The following is a 16,546-nucleotide window of genomic DNA, read 5'->3' as shown; positions in this document are numbered from 1 at the left end:
ACATTTTGGTAAATTCAGTAAAATTAAAGATGAGATAAGAAATTATCCCTTTTGCCTTTCAGCCAAAAGATCGATAATTAGGACGCCAAAAATTAAGACAAAAGAAATCCCATTTCAATTTAATAAAATGGGATTTTTTATAGGTGATGCGATACTAGTTTTTAGGCATCGGTGGAAACTGTTGTAAGATTTCTTTTACAATTTCATTAGTGCGTTCTACTTTCTTTTCTGGAGTGGATTTAAGCGGTGCTGTTCCTACTCCTTGCCAGATCAATTCTTTTTTCTGAGCGTCTATTAAATCTATGTAAAGGATACCTTCTGTAGTTCTGGTGACATTGTTATTCATGTTATTACCCCAGAAACCGCCGCCCCAGCCCCAGCCGTAACCAAAGCCCCAGCCCCAGTTATTATTGTATACATCGACACGTTCTTTCGAATCAGTAAAAATGCTGACTAATACGTCTGGGTTTTCAGATTTTATAAATCCTTTTGCTGCCATTTCTGTATCGATAGCTCTTAAGATTCGTTTTTTATCTAGTTCCGAAATTTTTGCCTCATCCACGCCTTTTTTATAATAGGCATATGTTTTATAGTTACTGAATTCAGTACCTAACGCATAATCTTGTGATACTCGTACTGTTTGGCAGCTTGCCATTAAGGCAATTACTACGAGAAGTGTAAATAGTTTTTTCATTGCTTTTTATGTTTATGCTTTCGCGAAAGCGGAACCAAGAACCACTAGCTTAAAAACAGATTATAAGTTATTGATCAAATCATCACTGACCAAATTAGGAATAGTGACTTTTAAAGAAGGATTTGTTTCCATCGCTTTTTTTATAGTAAAAACAGCATTTTCATTTCGTGCCCAGTTCCTTCGAGCGATACCATTATTTACATCCCAAAACAGCATGGACTCCAATTTATTTTCTGACTCTTTACTACCATCAATTACCATTCCAAAACCGCCATTGATCACTTCACCCCAGCCTACGCCGCCGCCATTGTGGATAGAAACCCAAGTGGCACCTCTAAAGCTATCTCCTATTACGTTCTGTATCGCCATGTCTGCAGTAAAGCGAGAACCGTCATAAATATTAGAAGTTTCTCGATACGGCGAGTCCGTTCCAGAAACATCGTGATGGTCACGTCCCAAAACAATAGGTCCTATTTTTCCGTTAGCGATAGCTTTGTTAAATGCTCGGGCAATTTCAATCCTCCCCGTGGCATCTGCGTAGAGAATACGTGCTTGTGAACCTACTACTAATTTGTTTTCTTGCGCTCCTTTGATCCATTTAATGTTATCCTGCATTTGTTGCCGGGTACGTTTTGGCGCTTCTTTAGAAAGTTGTTCCAATACGGCAGTCGCGATTAGATCTGTTTTCTTAAGATCTTCTGGATCATTTGAGGCACAAACCCATCTAAACGGTCCAAAACCATAATCAAAACACATGGGTCCCATGATGTCCTGAACATAAGAAGAATAACGGAATTCTTTACCGACCCCCACAATATCAGCTTGGGCGCGGCTTGATTCTAGCAGGAATGCATTCCCATAGTCAAAGAAATAGGTGCCTTTTTCTGTGTGTTTATTGATCGCTTCAACATGTCTTCGCAGCGACTTTTGTACTTCAATCTTAAATAGGTCGGGTTGATTGCTCATCATATCGTTAGATGCTTCAAAAGAAAGATCTACTGGATAGTAACCGCCAGCCCAAGGGTTGTGTAAACTGGTCTGGTCGCTACCTATAGCGATATGAATTTGCGCATCATAAAGGGCTTCCCAAACATGAACTACGTTTCCTTCAAAAGCAATGGAAAGGGGCTCCTTTTTTTCTTGAGCATCTCTTACTCGAGAGATTAAATCTGCAGTATTGTAGACCACTACGTCCACCCAACCTTGTGAATGTCTGGTATGAACGGCTTTAGGATTCATCTCTGCACAAATAGTAATACAGCCAGCGATATTTCCAGCTTTAGGCTGAGCGCCGCTCATGCCGCCTAATCCTGAAGTCACAAATATATTTCCCGTGGGTTCTTTTTTAATTTTTCTAAAAGCATTGAGAACTGTAATGGTAGTTCCATGAACGATTCCTTGTGGTCCTATATACATAAAAGAACCAGCGGTCATCTGTCCGTATTGTGTGACACCTAGCGCATTAAACTTTTCCCAGTCGTTAGGTTGTGAGTAGTTAGGGATCATCATTCCATTAGTTACCACGCAACGTGGAGCCATTTTATGAGAAGGAAATAATCCCATGGGATGTCCAGAGTACATGACCAAGGTTTGCTCGTCAGTCATTTCACTGAGGTACTTCATGGTAAGAAGGTATTGCGCCCAGTTAGAAAAAACAGCTCCATTACCACCATAGGTGATCAACTCATGTGGGTGCTGTGCCACGGCATGATCTAGGTTATTTTGTATCATCAACATGATTCCAGCGGCTTGTTGTGATTGCGCTGGGTAATCGGCTATATTTCTTGCTTTGATCTCATAGGCTGGCATAAAACGATACATGTAAATACGGCCGTAAGTATCTAGTTCTTCTTTGAATTCTGCTAATAATAACTCATGATGTTTGGGATCAAAATACCGGAGCGCATTACGCAGTGCCAGCTTTTCCTCATCAGCGGTAAGAATTTTTTTGCGTTTAGGAGCATGATTCACATCAGGATCGTATCTATAAGCTGCTGGTAATGTTTCAGGAATCCCTGTTTGTATGCTTTCGCGAAAGCCTGCTAAAGAATTAGTGTCATTCATGAAATTTTAATTTTGGCTGTTTGTTTTCTTATCATAACCATACGGGCAATGGCGGCAACCGCTTTCACAACAATAACCTCTTTTAAGGTGGTATTGCTCTGTAAAGCAGCGGTATCCTTGAGGTGTTATATAATAATCGCCTTCTTCTACAGGAATAATCTTTTTCATGTTTTAAAAATACGATAGTATCCACAGAAAATAGAACAGATAAAGAGTTGTTTTATCGGTATTTAAATGATGGTGTTCCACCTGCAGGTGGCAATAGCCCCTATGGTCGTTACGCAACCAGAATATATGCTCGCTACACATAAATAACACTTATGCATTATATTAAAAATATAAATATTTAGTAATGCATAAAAAGATCTATTTTACGTGGAAAATATATATTATGAAATTTTTAAAACCTATTATTATTCTAACACTTATCTCCACGGCATTCTTCTTACACAGCTGCTCTGATGATGATGACTTAATCGCAAATGTGAGGTTAACGGAAGGTATTACTGGTGATATAGGCGGTGACTTTTCAGGTAATGGTGGTGCTGCCTCTGAAACTTTTAACTGGCAAAACGACCTTTCTACTGCAGACTATAATGCAGATATTACATCTTCTGCTACTGGTGTATTTCAAATGATTGTCAAAGATGCAGATGGTACAACAGTTTTAGACAGGTCTTTGAATGGTGCTGTCGAGCCAGATTCCTTTTCTGGTGTAACATCTGCCGGTACCCCAGGAACATGGACCGTGACCATTAACCTTTCAAATTTTAATGGGGATGGAAGCTTTACGTTAAGTGAGGGTAATTAGGCCATTCCATTTTTATAATTGGTAATGCCTTTATAGCATTATGCATACATCATAGTGATTGGAGTTTTAGCTTCGATCACTATTTTTTTTGACGTAGATATTATTTTAAAACAGTTTTTTACAGGTGCTGCTATTCCTACTGCATCTCGCACATATATTTGATAGTGTGTAATAAGAGCGCATTTGCAATGCGCCTTATGAGTTCTACCAAATAATAATAATTTTTACGTCACAACTACAATCATCTGTATACACCAGGTCGCGCCTATCTTTTGATGCGTGTATGCTAATGGCGCATTTGTAATGCGCGTTATGGAAGGTTGTTAGGCTGGCATTACAAAAGCCAGATAAAATCGCACGCATCTGATATGCACACGACCCAAAATCAAGCAGTAAATGAATAACTTTGCACTTATGATTCCTATACCCTCAAAACAGCTTAAAACATACAACGGCATAAGGCTATGGCCATTTTTGTTGGTAAAGGATAAAGAATATGTCAAGGACCTTGTTTGTATAAATCATGAACATATTCATGCCGCACAGCAAAAGGAATTAGTCATCATTTTCTTCTATACGTGGTATGGAACCGATTATTTGATTCGGCTGTTGAGGTTTAAAAATCATTTTCTCGCATACAGGAATATCGTCTTTGAAAGAGAAGCTTATTCCAATGAGGCAAGTCTCCACTATTTAAAAAGCCGAAAGTTATTTTCGTTTTTGAAATTTTACAGTAAAAAGTATGCGTATGAATAGGCTTTTTACACCAAATGATTCTGTGAATCAAAAGTTCAAATCTTTTCCAGATTTAGAAATTGAGGTGGACATGAAGAGAGAAGACTTACTCCACAAAGAGGTTTCAGGGAATAAGTTGCGTAAACTCAAATACAATCTTCTTGAGGCTCAAAAGCAAGGTGCGCGCACTATTCTGACCTTCGGCGGTGCTTTTTCTAACCATATTGCAGCAACTGCGGCAGCAGGACAACTTCTTAATTTACGTACTATAGGGGTTATACGGGGAGAAGAGTTAGCTGAGGATCTGGAAAAGACATTTGCTCACAACAGCACTTTAAAAAAAGCCCATCAAAATGGCATGCAGTTTCATTTTGTTTCTAGGCAGGCATATCGAGAGAAAGACACGAAAGCATTTCAGACACAGATGGAGGCTATTTTTGGCTCTTACTACAATATTCCAGAAGGTGGAACGAACAGTCTTGCTGTAAAAGGAACGGAGGAAATTCTCACAGAATACGATACCACCTATTACCATATTATTTGCGTAGCTGCTGGTACTGGTGGTACAGCTGCGGGAATTATTAACACTGCTTCACCACATCAAAAAGTTATTGTTTTCTCTGCTTTAAAAGGAGGCTTTATGAAAGAAGAGATTGAACAATACACCCTTAGAAGGGATTTTGAGGTGGTGAATGAAATGACTTTTGGCGGTTATGCAAAGTCTGATGATCGATTAATTGATTATATGAATACTCGCTTTCGCGAAAGCCTAACTATAGAAAACCCTTATGGAATCCCATTAGAACCCATTTATACAGCAAAAATGATGTACGGTATAGAACAAATGGTTGAAAGTGGCGTTATCAAAGGTAAAACCCGTATTTTAGCTGTCCATACTGGCGGTTTGCAATCAATTGCTGGATATAATAAAATGTTAGAAAAAAAACGACGCCTTAAGCTTAGTTATGAAAATCAATTTTAGACTCCTTTGCTCCTTATTATTAGCTGGAATGTTCTTAGTTTCTTGCGGCTCTAAGAAACACGTTAGAACTACCAAACAAAAATCAAAAAGAACCACAACGACTCCTAATGCACCCGTAGTTATTCAGGAAAACGATAAGGTTACGACTACAACAACCACCCGCAGTACGGATAAAATTGCCAACTATGTGGAAGATTTTAAGGATGTTGCTATTCAAGAAATGAAACTTTATAAAATTCCGGCAAGTATAACCCTTGCACAAGGAATTCTAGAAAGCGGTTCGGGTAATGGAAGACTGGCGTTAGAAGCAAATAATCATTTTGGAATCAAATGTCATACAGGATGGACCGGTGGACGTATCTATCATGATGATGATGAAGATCAAGAATGCTTCCGTACGTATAATGATGCGAGTTATTCTTATAGAGATCACTCCTTATTTTTAAAAGACCGAAGGCGGTATGCGGGACTTTTTGAATTGGATCAAGACGATTATAAAGGTTGGGCAAATGGCTTGAGAGAAGCTGGTTATGCAACCGATAGGAAGTACCCGCAAAAATTGATCAGTCTTATTGAACGTTACGAGTTGTATCGTTATGATAATATGGCTTTGGGTAAGTCTATTGATGAGAAACCTAGAGTCGTAGAGGAAGTAAAAGAAAATAACACGACTAGTTTTACTAAGGAATACGTTGTCGTAAAAGGCGATACCTTATACAGGATTTCAAAAAAATACGCCATCACTATTGATCAACTTAAAAAACTCAATAGATTAAAATCAGACGAGTTAAACATAGGCCAAGTGCTTATCGTTAAATAATAAATCCATTTTATGTCATTTATTTACCAAAGAAGTAGTGCGCTTTTTCAAGAAGCAAAAAAATATATCCCCGGCGGAGTGAACTCTCCAGTAAGGGCCTTTAATGCTGTAGGGGGTGATCCTGTTTTTGTAGAACGTGCAAAAGGTGCGTATTTACAAACAGAAGATGGTCATCAAATTATAGATTATATCGCCTCATGGGGCCCGATGATTTTAGGTCATGCTTTTGAGCCTGTCGTAGAGGCCGTAATCAATGCAACGAAAAAAGGCACCTCTTACGGAATGCCTACTGCCATTGAAACAGAAATTGCAAAACTCGCTATTTCTATGGCTCCTAATGTGGATCAAATTAGAATGGTGAATTCTGGTACGGAGGCTTGTATGAGTGCCGTAAGACTTGCTAGAGGTTATACTGGACGTGATAAGATCATAAAATTTGCTGGATGTTATCATGGTCATAGTGATTCCTTCTTGATTCAAGCGGGTAGTGGTGCAGTGACTTTCGGTAGTCCTAATAGTCCTGGTGTGACTCAAGGTACTGCAAAAGATACCTTACTTGCACCGTATAATAACCTAGATCAGGTAGCTGATATATTTAAGAAAAATAAAGGCGAGATTGCCTGTGTAATTATAGAACCTATTGCAGGAAACATGGGCTGCATAGTGCCCAAAGAAGGTTTCTTAGAAGGCATCAGATCACTGTGTGATGACAACGGCGCTTTATTTGTTTTTGATGAAGTGATGACTGGCTTTAGACTGGCTCAAGGGGGTGCACAAGAAACTACTGGAGTGAGAGCAGATATAGTCACCTACGGTAAGGTGATCGGAGGAGGACTGCCGGTAGGTGCGTTTGCTGCTCGTCAAGAAATAATGAACCACCTAGCTCCCTTAGGACCCGTGTATCAAGCAGGAACATTAAGTGGGAATCCGCTGGCGATGAGTGCTGGTCTAGCGATGTTGTCTCATTTGAAAAATCATCCTGAAGTTTTTGATAGCTTAGCTGCTAAAACAGAATACCTGCACAAAGGAATAGACAGCGTACTTTCTGAAAAAGGAATTGATTTCCAGATCAATCGTTATGGATCGATGATGTCGGTACATTTTACAGACCAAGAAGTAGTTGATTTTGCTAGTGCAGCTACAGGAAATAATGACTGGTTCAAGAAGTTTTTCCACGGCTTGCTAGAGCGAGGTATTTATTTACCACCTAGTGCTTTTGAATCCTATTTCTTAAACGATGCATTGAGTTATGCAGACCTTGATAAAACTATAGAGGCAAGTAGAGAAGTGGTGGCAAAGTGGTAGTACTACTTCGTGCTATGCTTTATAAGCACTGTAAAAATACCATAGCTAGCTAACTGGGGATTTGCTCACTTTAAGACCGTTGAAAGTGAAACATAAAAAAACCGTTCTTGATAAAAGAACGGTTTTTTTATTTAAGAATAACTTTTTTACTTAGGGCTAACTTTGCTTTGAAGTAAGTTGAATTTTGATTCTCCTAATAATTTTCTCAGGAGATCTTGGTAGTTGTTCATGATATCGTTGCGTCGTCCTTGATAATCTTGGGCTTCTTTTCCTTCACGATCGAGACGTATCAATAGCATTTCTTTAGTAGCAACTATTTCTTTAAGCTCGGAGTGTTTCTTTTTCTCCAGTTTTGTGATCTCAACAATCGCAGTTACCTTCGTTTCTATTTTTTCATTAAATGCTTGAACTCTCGCACTAGTGTTTTTACTCAATTCTTGTTGTGAATTGCTTATTTCCTGTTGAGCAAAAGATAAAGATCCTGCAAAGATCGCAACTATAAAAAGTAATTTCTTCATGAGTATATTTGTTCTTAATTTTTAAAAGTAACGATTTAATTGGATATGTAGTGCTCATTTGGACTTTTCTTTTCACTGTAAATCATGCAGGATACACTAAATTTTCATTTTGCATAAAAGCTACAATTATAGGTTTCCCTTAAAAGGTCAAAAGGGATTCTAAGTAAAATGCTGACTTCAATTATGAAACCAGCTCTGATAACGGGAAAGTTAATTACTAAAAGCAGTCCATTTCAACCATTAATTGTTGCGATCTCTTCTTTCACCTCTTTTGTTTTTTCCCCTTTTTCTTTCTGCTCTTTTAGCCTTCATTTCTTCCCATTTGCTGTATTGATCTGCATTTAAAATATTCTTCATTTTACGTTTTATCGTGATTTTCTTATCCAGCATGGTCTCCATTTTTGCCGCTTTTTGTACATCAGTAAGTTGGGCTCTATCTTCTCTACTCATTTTATGAGCTTGGCGTTCTTTAGCGTTTACCAATAATAATTTTTCTACTTGCGCTTGTTGTTTGTTACCAAGATCTAAAACAAGAGTCATTTTTTTAGATTGAATCGATGCTAATTGTTCTGGAGTTAAATTCCTTTCTCCAGGTTGAGCATTTGCAAAACCTACTGCTAGTATTGCTACTAAAATCATTAACTTTTTCATTCTTATTCCTTTTAATGTTATAATTATATGACGTAGTTTTTTTAATAAGGTTTAATTTGAGCCTAGAAAAACTTTTGATTTGCAATACTTTTTTACCTTTGGATCAGGTGGATCTTAACTTTTCTCCTATTTAACTCTGAACTCCAACACCTTTGCTATAATGATTAAAAATCTATTTATATTAATGAGCCTGTTTATAGGAACTGCAGGCTTTGCCCGTACAATTGTTTATCAAACTCAAATTAAAGGCTCGGTAGAGAATTCAAGTTTTGATAAGGTTACTATTAAAACAATAAATGATCGCCCAATCCATACTGCGACAGTTGATTCAAATGGGGATTTTAATTTAAAAGCACCCTTGGACACAAGCTTTTACTTACTTGAATATGGGCGGGAGTCGATTTATGTACATTTAGATGCTAAAGACAGATTGGAAATTTACTTTGATGCTAGTGATTTAGAAGGGACCTTGCAATTCAAAGGTGTTGGTGCTCAAAAAAATAAATATCTTTCAAAAAAAGCACGACTCACCAAAGAAATTACCAAAGAAGTAGAGGTGTTCTATGATGTTGATGAAAATAAATTTCTTGAAAATATTAGTAATTTAAAAACAAGACTTCAAAAGGAACTTTCTGAGTACAACGTCAAGCAGTCTTTTATCAAGCAAGAAGAGAAATCTCTTCAATTCAATTATTTATTTAGCATACAAAACTTCCAAAACATTTATAAATATAATTTAGGTAAAGAAATTAATCCGTCAAATGCATTTTATGAAGAGTTGAAAGGAATTGATTTGGAGAACATGTCAGATTATAAAACTCAACCTTACTATTATTACTTAGTAAACTCTATCTGGTCAAAACGTATTGAAGCAGAGGATGGATTTGAAAATATGGATAATAAATTTCGTGAAATCAGTAATAACGAGGTGTTGAATAGTATTTTTATTGGATTCTATTCTAAAATTACTCGAAATAAAGATACAGCAGAGGATTATTATAACCTTATTAAAAAATACTCCACAAGTGAAGAATTTGTTACAGCAGCTAAAGAAAAGCTGGATTCTTTATTTCTAATACATAAAGGAGATGTATCACCTTCATTTACTTACGAGGATATTGATGGTAACAAAGTGTCATTAGAAGATTTTAAAGGTAAGTTGATTTATATAGATGTTTGGGCAACTTGGTGTGCTCCTTGTAAAAAGCAAATACCTTATTTAAAAAAACTAGAGGAGTATTTCCGTAAAGAGGATATTGTTTTTATAAGTATATCTGTAGATGATGAGAAAGCTTACAATAGCTGGAAAAATATGGTAGAAAGCGAGAGCCTAGAAGGAGTACAACTATTTGCAGATAATTCTTTTGACAGTAAATTTATGGAGGCTTACGGCATTAGTTCCATTCCTAGATTTATAATTATAGATCAAGAAGGAAAAGTTTATGATGAGCAAGCTCCGAGCCCTTCTTTTGATAAAACAAAAGTATTGTTAGAATTATTATTAGAATAAATCAATGAAACCTCCAACTATTTAAAATAGAAAACCTGCCTATCAGTTATAATAAGCAGGTTTTTAACTATTGTAGCTGTGATTAAACCACTTCCACAAAAAGCCCTTCATCGGTTTTAGAAACTTTAGCTACTTTCTTACCAGTAAGTCCTTTGATAGCTTTATCCCATTTCTTGTTACTTAATCCAGCTTGATCTTTTAAAGCGTCCAATTCGATTTTTCCTGACTTAGAAAGCAAATCAAAAACCGACTGTTCCTCTTCATTAAGCTCCACTGAAACAGTGTTTTCTGGCTTCATTTGTGGGAAGAACAGCACTTCCTGAATCGATGGATTATTGGTTAAATACATGATCAATCTATCCATTCCTATTCCTAATCCAGAAGTAGGAGGCATACCGTATTCCAGTGCTCTTAAGAAGTCTTGATCAATAAACATCGCCTCATCATCACCACGATCGGCAAGGGCAAGTTGTGCTTCAAAACGCTCTCTTTGATCTATAGGATCGTTTAATTCTGAATAGGCATTTGCGATTTCTTTACCACAAACCATTAATTCAAAACGCTCGGTTAATTCTGGATTATCTCGGTGTTGCTTGCACAGGGGGGACATTTCTTTAGGATAATCTGTGATAAACGTAGGCTGGATATACTGACCTTCACATTTCTCTCCGAAGATCTCGTCGATTAACTTTCCTTTCCCCATGGTGGCGTTGACTTCTATTCCTTCCGCTTTCGCGAAAGCGAACAACTCTTCCTCATTTTTCCCATCAATATCAAAGCCTGTGAAATCAATAATCGACTGGCGCATGGTTATTCTAGGGTAAGGTGCTTTCCATTCAATTTTGTGTTCTCCAAACTGGCTGGTTGTTTCTCCATTCACGCTTACCGCGCAATTCTCAAGAAGCTCCTCTGTGAAGTCCATCATCCAGTTGTAGTCTTTGTAAGCTACATATATTTCCATCGCTGTAAATTCTGGATTGTGCGTGCGATCCATTCCTTCGTTACGGAAGTTTTTACTGAATTCATACACACCGTCAAAACCACCTACGATCAATCTTTTTAAGTACAACTCATTTGCAATACGCATATAAAGTGGCATGTCTAGGGAGTTGTGATGCGTTTTAAAAGGACGCGCTGCGGCACCACCAGGAATAGGCTGTAGAATAGGAGTTTCTACTTCAAAATACTCACGTTCATTAAAAAACGATCGCATGGCATTAAAAAGCTTGGTTCTTTTAATAAATACTTCCTTTACATGCGGATTCACTGCAAGATCTGCATAGCGCTGTCTGTAACGTGTTTCTGGATCGTTAAATTCATCGTAGGTCTTTCCTTCCGCATTCTTTTTAGGAAGTGGTAATGGTTTTAAGGCCTTACTCAATAAGGTATATTCCTTAATGTTAACGGTTATTTCACCTACTTGCGTCTTAAAAAGTTCTCCTTTGATTCCTATAAAATCACCGAGGTCTAATAACTTTTTAAACACATCATTATACATGGATTTATCATCACCTGGACAAATTTCGTCTCGGTTAAAATAAACCTGAATACGTCCATCAGCATCTTGAATCTCTCCGAAAGAAGCTTTTCCTTGTATCTTCTTGCGCATTAAACGTCCAGCAATAACCACCTGTTTACCTTCTTGGAAATCGGCTTTTATCTTTTTAGAGGTGAAATCTACTGGATAAAGCGCTGCTGGATAAGGGTCTATTCCCATCTCACGCAGCTTGCCGAGTTTTTCACGGCGTACGATTTCTTGTTCAGAAAGTTGCATATTGTTTCTTTGAATTAAGCATGCAAAGGTAGAATAAAATCAAAATCAATATCCAAATTAAAGTCTAAAACGGGAAACGAATTTTTCTTCGCTCTTAGATAGGGTCATAATCCCCAAACAGTTCATCAAGTTGCATATGATGTTATATATTAAGGTGACTTTTGAAACAGTGATTTCCTAATGTGTAACAAAATGTTTTTTTTAGGGTCTTATTTATTGGGCATGAGGCATGAGTAATGAGTAATGGGGCATGAGGAATTTTATTTTTTTGCGAAGCAAAAAAATAACCAATAACCAATAACCAATAACCAATAACCAATAACCAATAACCAATAACCAATAACCAATAACCAATAACCAATAACCAATAACCAATAACCAATAACCAATAACCAATAACCAATAACCAATAACCAATAACCAATAACCAATAACCAATAACCAATAACCAATAACCAATAACCAATAACCAATAACCAATAACCAATAACCAATAACCAATAATCAATAATCAATAATCAATTTATGAGCATCTGGCGTGTTATTCTTTCTGTTATCTTCCCACCACTAGCTGTTATAGGCAAAGGTTGCGGTTCTATTATTATTGTTTTTATTCTCACCCTACTAGGTTGGATTCCTGGTGTGATTGCTGCCTTGATTATTTTGAATAATCCAGATAGGTAAATCTTATACTATCTTCAAGGTAAACCGACTTCTTACTTTTACCTTTGTAACATGAATAAAAAAGTTAATTTTCAGGATCTAGGTCGCAAGGATTACAAGGAGACTTGGGATTACCAAGAAGAACTTTTTAAGAATGTTCTAAATACTAAAATCAAAAACAGACGAGAAGATGCTGGACTGGAGACATCTAACCATTTACTTTTTGTAGAACACGATCACGTGTATACCTTAGGTAAAAGTGGTGATCTTGAAAATCTACTGGCAAATAAAGCTTTGCTTGAAAAAATAGGAGCTACTTTTTACAAGATCAATCGAGGTGGTGATATTACCTATCACGGGCCTGGACAGATTACGGGCTATCCCATTCTCGATCTGGACAATTTCTTTACCGACATTCACAAATACCTTCGTTTTCTAGAAGAAATTTTCATTAAAATCCTAGCCGATTATGGCCTCAAAGGAGAACGTAGTGATGGAGAGACTGGCGTGTGGCTGGATGTAGGAACTCCATTTGCTCGCAAGATTTGTGCTCTAGGAGTTCGCGCAAGTCGTTGGGTGACCATGCACGGTTTTGCCTTTAATGTCAATACAAATTTGGGGTACTTTGATCATATCATTCCATGCGGTATTGACGATAAAGCAGTGACTTCTCTAGCTACAGAATTGAAGAGGGAAGTAGACCTAGAAGAAGTGAAGTCCAAAATCAAAATTTATTTTACAGAGCTTTTTGAAGCAGAGTTGGTCTAAGTCGTTGATAGTTGTCTGGACCAAATTGTTTTCTATAGATATACCCTAAGTCTGATCAATGAAAGTGGCAGTAATTTTTATGTAGGGTATGATCAAGTTTTTATTTTTTATTTTTTCGCTTTCGCGAAAGCGAAACTTCCCAACAGATCATTCAACAAAACAGATGAGTATCCACCTACCTATCAGTTAGAAAAGACTTATTTAGAATCATTCTATATATTTTATCAATGATTTTGCGTCTTGGTATAAGTAATAACAATTGTTAAAACTAGCCCTTATGTTTATTTAATCTAAATAAGCGTTTTAAATTTGCAGCCGAATTTAAAACTCTATTTATACTTAATCTAAATAAATGAAAAGAATACTAAGTCTCGTTGTTATAGTTGTCAGTATTCAACTATCACAGGCCCAAAACGAACAACCAGTAGATTCTGTTAAGAATCTAAAAGTGATTCATCTCAAGCCTAATTCTCTCATAGGAAGTAAGTTTGAAGCTCAGAATAGAACAGGATCCTCTTACTATATGTCTTCAACAGACCTGAGCAAATTTAATTATACGGACGTGAACAGAGCTTTGCTCTCTATTCCTGGTGTAAACGTTACAGAAGAGGATGGTTTTGGATTGCGACCTAATATCTCATTAAGAGGTACACAAGCTGAGCGATCTTCAAAAATAACCTTGATGGAAGACGGGGTGCTTATCGCTCCAGCTCCTTACTCAGCTCCTGCAGCTTATTATTTTCCTAATATAGCTCGTATGGAAGCTATAGAAGTGTTAAAGGGTAGCAGTCAGGTGCAATATGGACCTTTTACTACTGGTGGGGCCATCAATTTTGTATCTAGCTCTATACCTAATGAGTTAAATGGTTACGCTCGAATGAGTATGGGGAACTATAATTCAAGACAGACTGAACTGCGTATAGGTGACAGTGGAGAACAATGGGGTTATATGGTAGATTTTTTAAACTTCAGTAGTGACGGATTTAAAAGTATAGATAATGGAGGAAACACCGGTTTTGATCGCAATGATTACAGTGGAAAATTAAGTTACAGGTCAAAGGCGTCTGCAAAAATCCAGCAATCGTTAACTTTAAAGTTACAGTACAGTGAAGGCTTAGATAAGGAAACTTATTTAGGTCTCACTGACGCAGATTTTGAAACAAATCCTTACAGAAGGTACTTAGGTAGTGCAGTTGATAATATTGTCACTGAGCACGATCAAATTCAATTGACACACCTTATCAAGCCTGCTCATAATATTACGGTTCAAACTACAGCTTATTCTAATAACTTTAAAAGAAACTGGTACAAACTCGATTATGTAAATACTGGAAATGGTAGGGTATCCATTAATAACATACTTACAGATCCCACGACTTACGCAAGTGAATACAATGCTATTTCTAGTGGACAAGATACTGCCGAAGATGTTTTGGGAGTAAAAGCAAACAATCGAGTGTATTATTCTAGAGGAGTTCAATCTAAGGTGAATCTAAGATTCGGCAATGATATTTTGAGTGATCTAGAATTAGGGGTACGTTACCATACAGATCAAGAAGATCGCTTCCAATGGGTGGATTTATACGGTGTAGAAAACGGTCAGTTAGCGCTAACTTCTCCGGCCACTAGAGGTACAGATGCTAACCGTGTGTCAGATGCCGAAGCGATTGCTTTTCATGCCCTCTACAAAGCAAACTTTGGAAAGTTAACATTAACTCCAGGTTTGAGATATGAGGATATCACCCTTACTAGAGATAATTACGGAAGTAATGATCCTGGTCGCACTGGTGCAAGCTTGAGCTCTCGGGAAAATAGCGTTAATGTTTTTATTCCTGGAGTAGGAGCAAATTACCGCATCAATAATCTATGGTCTTTCTTTGGAGGTGTTCATAAAGGATTTTCCCCTCCGGGAAGTGCACCTGATGCAGATGCGGAAGAAAGTATTAACTATGAATTAGGTTCTCGTTTTCTTATAAAAGGATTAAGAGGAGAAACTACGGTATTTTTTAATGATTACAGCAATTTATTAGGAAGTGATCTCGCCGCAATCGGTGGTGGAGGAACGACAGATATGTTCAACGCTGGAGAAGTAAATGTCGCTGGAATAGAAGTAAGTTTTTCTTATGATCTATTCGAGGGGAATAGTAATTGGTCATTACCACTTACCTTGAACTACACTCATACACAAACCGAGTTCCAAAATGCTTTTGATAGCAACGTTTATGGAGAGGTAGTCATAGGAGATGAAATTCCTTATATCGCAGAAAATCAATGGAGTTTTCTTGCAGGTCTGTCACATTCAAAATTTGATATCAATGCCAATGCTAGATTTGTAGGAGAAATGAGAACTGTTGCTGGATCAGGTAATACGATAGCTTCAGAAAGGGTAGATCGTAATTTTATAATTGATATTTCTGGAAGGTATAATTTCAATAAAAACCTGACTGGTACTTTAAACATGATTAATGTATTGGATAATGAGTATGCAGTGTCTCGACAACCAGCTGGTTTGCGACCTGGACACCCGTTTGGTATCAACGCTGGATTAATAGCTAGGTTTTAATTTTTAGATTTCCAAGAAGTATTTTATCTTTAGCATCCATATAAAAGATACGGACATGGGAAAATTTGAAGTTTATAAAAATAAATCAGAAGAATACCGCTTTAGATTAAAAGCAGGTAATGGGCAAAATATATTAGCTAGTGAAGGCTATAAGACTAAAGCAGCTCTGGATAATGGTATGGAGTCGGTTCGTAAGAATTCGCAAGAGGAGAAGCGCTATACTAAAGGAGTAAGTACTTCTGGAAAGCCTTATTTTAACCTTACCGCTACCAATGGTCAAGTCATAGGAAAAAGCGAAATGTACGAGTCAGAAAGTGCTCGAGATAATGGTATCCAAAGCGTTATGAAAAATGCACCAGATGCAGAAGTGGTGGACTCTTAGAGATACATTTCATTCTATAGAAAAATCCCTTTTCAAGTTATTGAAAAGGGATTTTTTTTGTCTTGCTGTTTCAGAATTATATTTAACTCAAAAGTCTTGTATCTTTAGACTGTATTTTTGAGTATTTCGACCCTTAGTGGATCCCAGATAAATTTGTATACAGATACCTTTCTTTAATTATAAAGCCTAGAGCCCAAATTTTCTGGGAAAACAAAATAGGATCGGTTGTCACGAGATTTATCGAAGAGAAAGCGACTCCTCTTTTCTCTCGTTTCTTGTTTCTGGTCTCTTTTCAGCAGTTAAAGC

At 37.1% G+C, this 16,546-nt stretch carries 17 protein-coding genes; 10 read left to right on the top strand and 7 right to left on the bottom strand.

Features of this window, described 5'->3' with window-relative positions; genetic code table 11:
- Positions 1–154 precede the first annotated feature (154 nt).
- Genes F0365_RS00825 through F0365_RS00815 form a run of 3 tightly spaced genes read right to left on the bottom strand, consistent with a single transcriptional unit; the run spans position 155 to position 2,926 of the window.
- On the bottom strand, positions 155–694 hold the full coding sequence (locus tag F0365_RS00825) for a DUF4136 domain-containing protein (RefSeq protein WP_169931909.1): 540 nt from the start codon (positions 692–694) through the stop codon (positions 155–157).
- Positions 695–754: 60 nt separating this feature from the next.
- Entirely contained in the window at positions 755–2,758 is a 2,004-nt protein-coding gene (locus F0365_RS00820; protein ID WP_169931908.1) for a urocanate hydratase, read from the bottom strand.
- Positions 2,759–2,764: 6 nt separating this feature from the next.
- The gene (locus tag F0365_RS00815) at positions 2,765–2,926 is read right to left on the bottom strand and encodes a DUF5522 domain-containing protein (RefSeq protein WP_169931907.1); all 162 of its coding nucleotides are present in this window, start codon (positions 2,924–2,926) and stop codon (positions 2,765–2,767) included.
- A 223-nt stretch (positions 2,927–3,149) separates the two neighbouring features.
- On the opposite strand from F0365_RS00815, the gene F0365_RS00810 reads away from it, so the two are divergent.
- The 5 genes from F0365_RS00810 to hemL all read left to right on the top strand — a co-directional run bounded on the left by F0365_RS00810 (position 3,150) and on the right by hemL (position 7,411).
- The gene (locus F0365_RS00810; RefSeq protein WP_169931906.1) at positions 3,150–3,569 is read left to right on the top strand and encodes a hypothetical protein; all 420 of its coding nucleotides are present in this window, start codon (positions 3,150–3,152) and stop codon (positions 3,567–3,569) included.
- Positions 3,570–3,965: 396 nt separating this feature from the next.
- Positions 3,966–4,325, top strand: a complete 360-nt coding sequence (locus F0365_RS00805; protein WP_169931905.1) for a hypothetical protein — start codon at positions 3,966–3,968, stop codon at positions 4,323–4,325.
- Positions 4,318–5,286 carry a 1-aminocyclopropane-1-carboxylate deaminase/D-cysteine desulfhydrase gene (locus F0365_RS00800; protein WP_169931904.1) on the top strand — a complete coding sequence of 323 codons (969 nt, stop codon included), beginning with the start codon at positions 4,318–4,320 and terminating at the stop codon, positions 5,284–5,286. The genes F0365_RS00805 and F0365_RS00800 overlap by 8 nt, the downstream gene beginning before the upstream one ends.
- Positions 5,270–6,106, top strand: coding sequence for a glucosaminidase domain-containing protein (locus F0365_RS00795; RefSeq protein WP_169931903.1), 837 nt, complete (start codon positions 5,270–5,272; stop codon positions 6,104–6,106). The genes F0365_RS00800 and F0365_RS00795 overlap by 17 nt, the downstream gene beginning before the upstream one ends.
- A 12-nt stretch (positions 6,107–6,118) precedes the next feature.
- Positions 6,119–7,411: a glutamate-1-semialdehyde 2,1-aminomutase gene (gene hemL / locus F0365_RS00790; protein WP_169931902.1), complete on the top strand. Its 1,293-nt coding sequence runs from the start codon at positions 6,119–6,121 to the stop codon at positions 7,409–7,411.
- A 146-nt stretch (positions 7,412–7,557) separates the two neighbouring features.
- On the opposite strand, the gene F0365_RS00785 is transcribed toward hemL, so the two are convergent.
- Both F0365_RS00785 and F0365_RS00780 read right to left on the bottom strand, forming a co-directional pair.
- Positions 7,558–7,929 (bottom strand): hypothetical protein, encoded by a 372-nt coding sequence (locus tag F0365_RS00785; protein ID WP_169931901.1) that lies wholly within the window; start codon positions 7,927–7,929, stop codon positions 7,558–7,560.
- A gap of 240 nt (positions 7,930–8,169) precedes the next feature.
- Positions 8,170–8,580 (bottom strand): hypothetical protein, encoded by a 411-nt coding sequence (locus F0365_RS00780; protein ID WP_169931900.1) that lies wholly within the window; start codon positions 8,578–8,580, stop codon positions 8,170–8,172.
- 184 nt (positions 8,581–8,764) lie between these two features.
- On the opposite strand from F0365_RS00780, the gene F0365_RS00775 reads away from it, so the two are divergent.
- The gene (locus tag F0365_RS00775) at positions 8,765–10,090 is read left to right on the top strand and encodes a TlpA family protein disulfide reductase (RefSeq protein WP_169931899.1); all 1,326 of its coding nucleotides are present in this window, start codon (positions 8,765–8,767) and stop codon (positions 10,088–10,090) included.
- Positions 10,091–10,172: 82 nt separating this feature from the next.
- Here F0365_RS00775 and lysS read toward each other — a convergent pair whose 3' ends face one another.
- Positions 10,173–11,864, bottom strand: coding sequence for a lysine--tRNA ligase (gene lysS / locus F0365_RS00770; RefSeq protein WP_169931898.1), 1,692 nt, complete (start codon positions 11,862–11,864; stop codon positions 10,173–10,175).
- A gap of 142 nt (positions 11,865–12,006) precedes the next feature.
- A complete protein-coding gene (locus F0365_RS16415) occupies positions 12,007–12,372 on the bottom strand; it encodes a hypothetical protein (protein WP_206071291.1) in 366 nt (121 codons plus the stop codon).
- Positions 12,373–12,389: 17 nt separating this feature from the next.
- Here F0365_RS16415 and F0365_RS00760 point away from each other — a divergent pair, with 17 nt between their 5' ends.
- From F0365_RS00760 to F0365_RS00745, 4 genes are all read left to right on the top strand, one after another.
- Complete coding sequence (locus F0365_RS00760) at positions 12,390–12,548, top strand: YqaE/Pmp3 family membrane protein (RefSeq protein ID WP_169931897.1); 159 nt, start codon at positions 12,390–12,392, stop codon at positions 12,546–12,548.
- 51 nt (positions 12,549–12,599) lie between these two features.
- Positions 12,600–13,295, top strand: a complete 696-nt coding sequence (gene lipB / locus F0365_RS00755; RefSeq protein WP_169931896.1) for a lipoyl(octanoyl) transferase LipB — start codon at positions 12,600–12,602, stop codon at positions 13,293–13,295.
- Positions 13,296–13,647: 352 nt separating this feature from the next.
- Positions 13,648–15,858, top strand: coding sequence for a TonB-dependent receptor family protein (locus tag F0365_RS00750; protein ID WP_169931895.1), 2,211 nt, complete (start codon positions 13,648–13,650; stop codon positions 15,856–15,858).
- A 55-nt stretch (positions 15,859–15,913) separates the two neighbouring features.
- On the top strand, positions 15,914–16,240 hold the full coding sequence (locus tag F0365_RS00745) for a YegP family protein (RefSeq protein WP_169931894.1): 327 nt from the start codon (positions 15,914–15,916) through the stop codon (positions 16,238–16,240).
- Positions 16,241–16,546: the final 306 nt, after the last annotated feature.

The organism is Nonlabens sp. Ci31, assembly GCF_012974865.1.
Lineage (GTDB): Bacteria > Bacteroidota > Bacteroidia > Flavobacteriales > Flavobacteriaceae > Nonlabens.
This window is presented reverse-complemented; position numbering and strand designations above follow the sequence as displayed.

Coding starts and splice junctions, on each gene's coding strand:
- F0365_RS00825 (WP_169931909.1), bottom strand. CDS start 694: ATGAAAAAACTATTTACACTTCTCGTAGTAATTGCCTTAATGGCAAGC.
- F0365_RS00775 (WP_169931899.1), top strand. CDS start 8,765: ATGAGCCTGTTTATAGGAACTGCAGGCTTTGCCCGTACAATTGTTTAT.
- F0365_RS00805 (WP_169931905.1), top strand. CDS start 3,966: ATGAATAACTTTGCACTTATGATTCCTATACCCTCAAAACAGCTTAAA.
- F0365_RS00820 (WP_169931908.1), bottom strand. CDS start 2,758: ATGAATGACACTAATTCTTTAGCAGGCTTTCGCGAAAGCATACAAACA.
- F0365_RS00795 (WP_169931903.1), top strand. CDS start 5,270: ATGAAAATCAATTTTAGACTCCTTTGCTCCTTATTATTAGCTGGAATG.
- F0365_RS00810 (WP_169931906.1), top strand. CDS start 3,150: ATGAAATTTTTAAAACCTATTATTATTCTAACACTTATCTCCACGGCA.
- lysS (WP_169931898.1), bottom strand. CDS start 11,864: ATGCAACTTTCTGAACAAGAAATCGTACGCCGTGAAAAACTCGGCAAG.
- F0365_RS00780 (WP_169931900.1), bottom strand. CDS start 8,580: ATGAAAAAGTTAATGATTTTAGTAGCAATACTAGCAGTAGGTTTTGCA.
- F0365_RS00760 (WP_169931897.1), top strand. CDS start 12,390: ATGAGCATCTGGCGTGTTATTCTTTCTGTTATCTTCCCACCACTAGCT.
- lipB (WP_169931896.1), top strand. CDS start 12,600: ATGAATAAAAAAGTTAATTTTCAGGATCTAGGTCGCAAGGATTACAAG.
- F0365_RS00815 (WP_169931907.1), bottom strand. CDS start 2,926: ATGAAAAAGATTATTCCTGTAGAAGAAGGCGATTATTATATAACACCT.
- F0365_RS00785 (WP_169931901.1), bottom strand. CDS start 7,929: ATGAAGAAATTACTTTTTATAGTTGCGATCTTTGCAGGATCTTTATCT.
- hemL (WP_169931902.1), top strand. CDS start 6,119: ATGTCATTTATTTACCAAAGAAGTAGTGCGCTTTTTCAAGAAGCAAAA.
- F0365_RS00745 (WP_169931894.1), top strand. CDS start 15,914: ATGGGAAAATTTGAAGTTTATAAAAATAAATCAGAAGAATACCGCTTT.
- F0365_RS00750 (WP_169931895.1), top strand. CDS start 13,648: ATGAAAAGAATACTAAGTCTCGTTGTTATAGTTGTCAGTATTCAACTA.
- F0365_RS00800 (WP_169931904.1), top strand. CDS start 4,318: ATGAATAGGCTTTTTACACCAAATGATTCTGTGAATCAAAAGTTCAAA.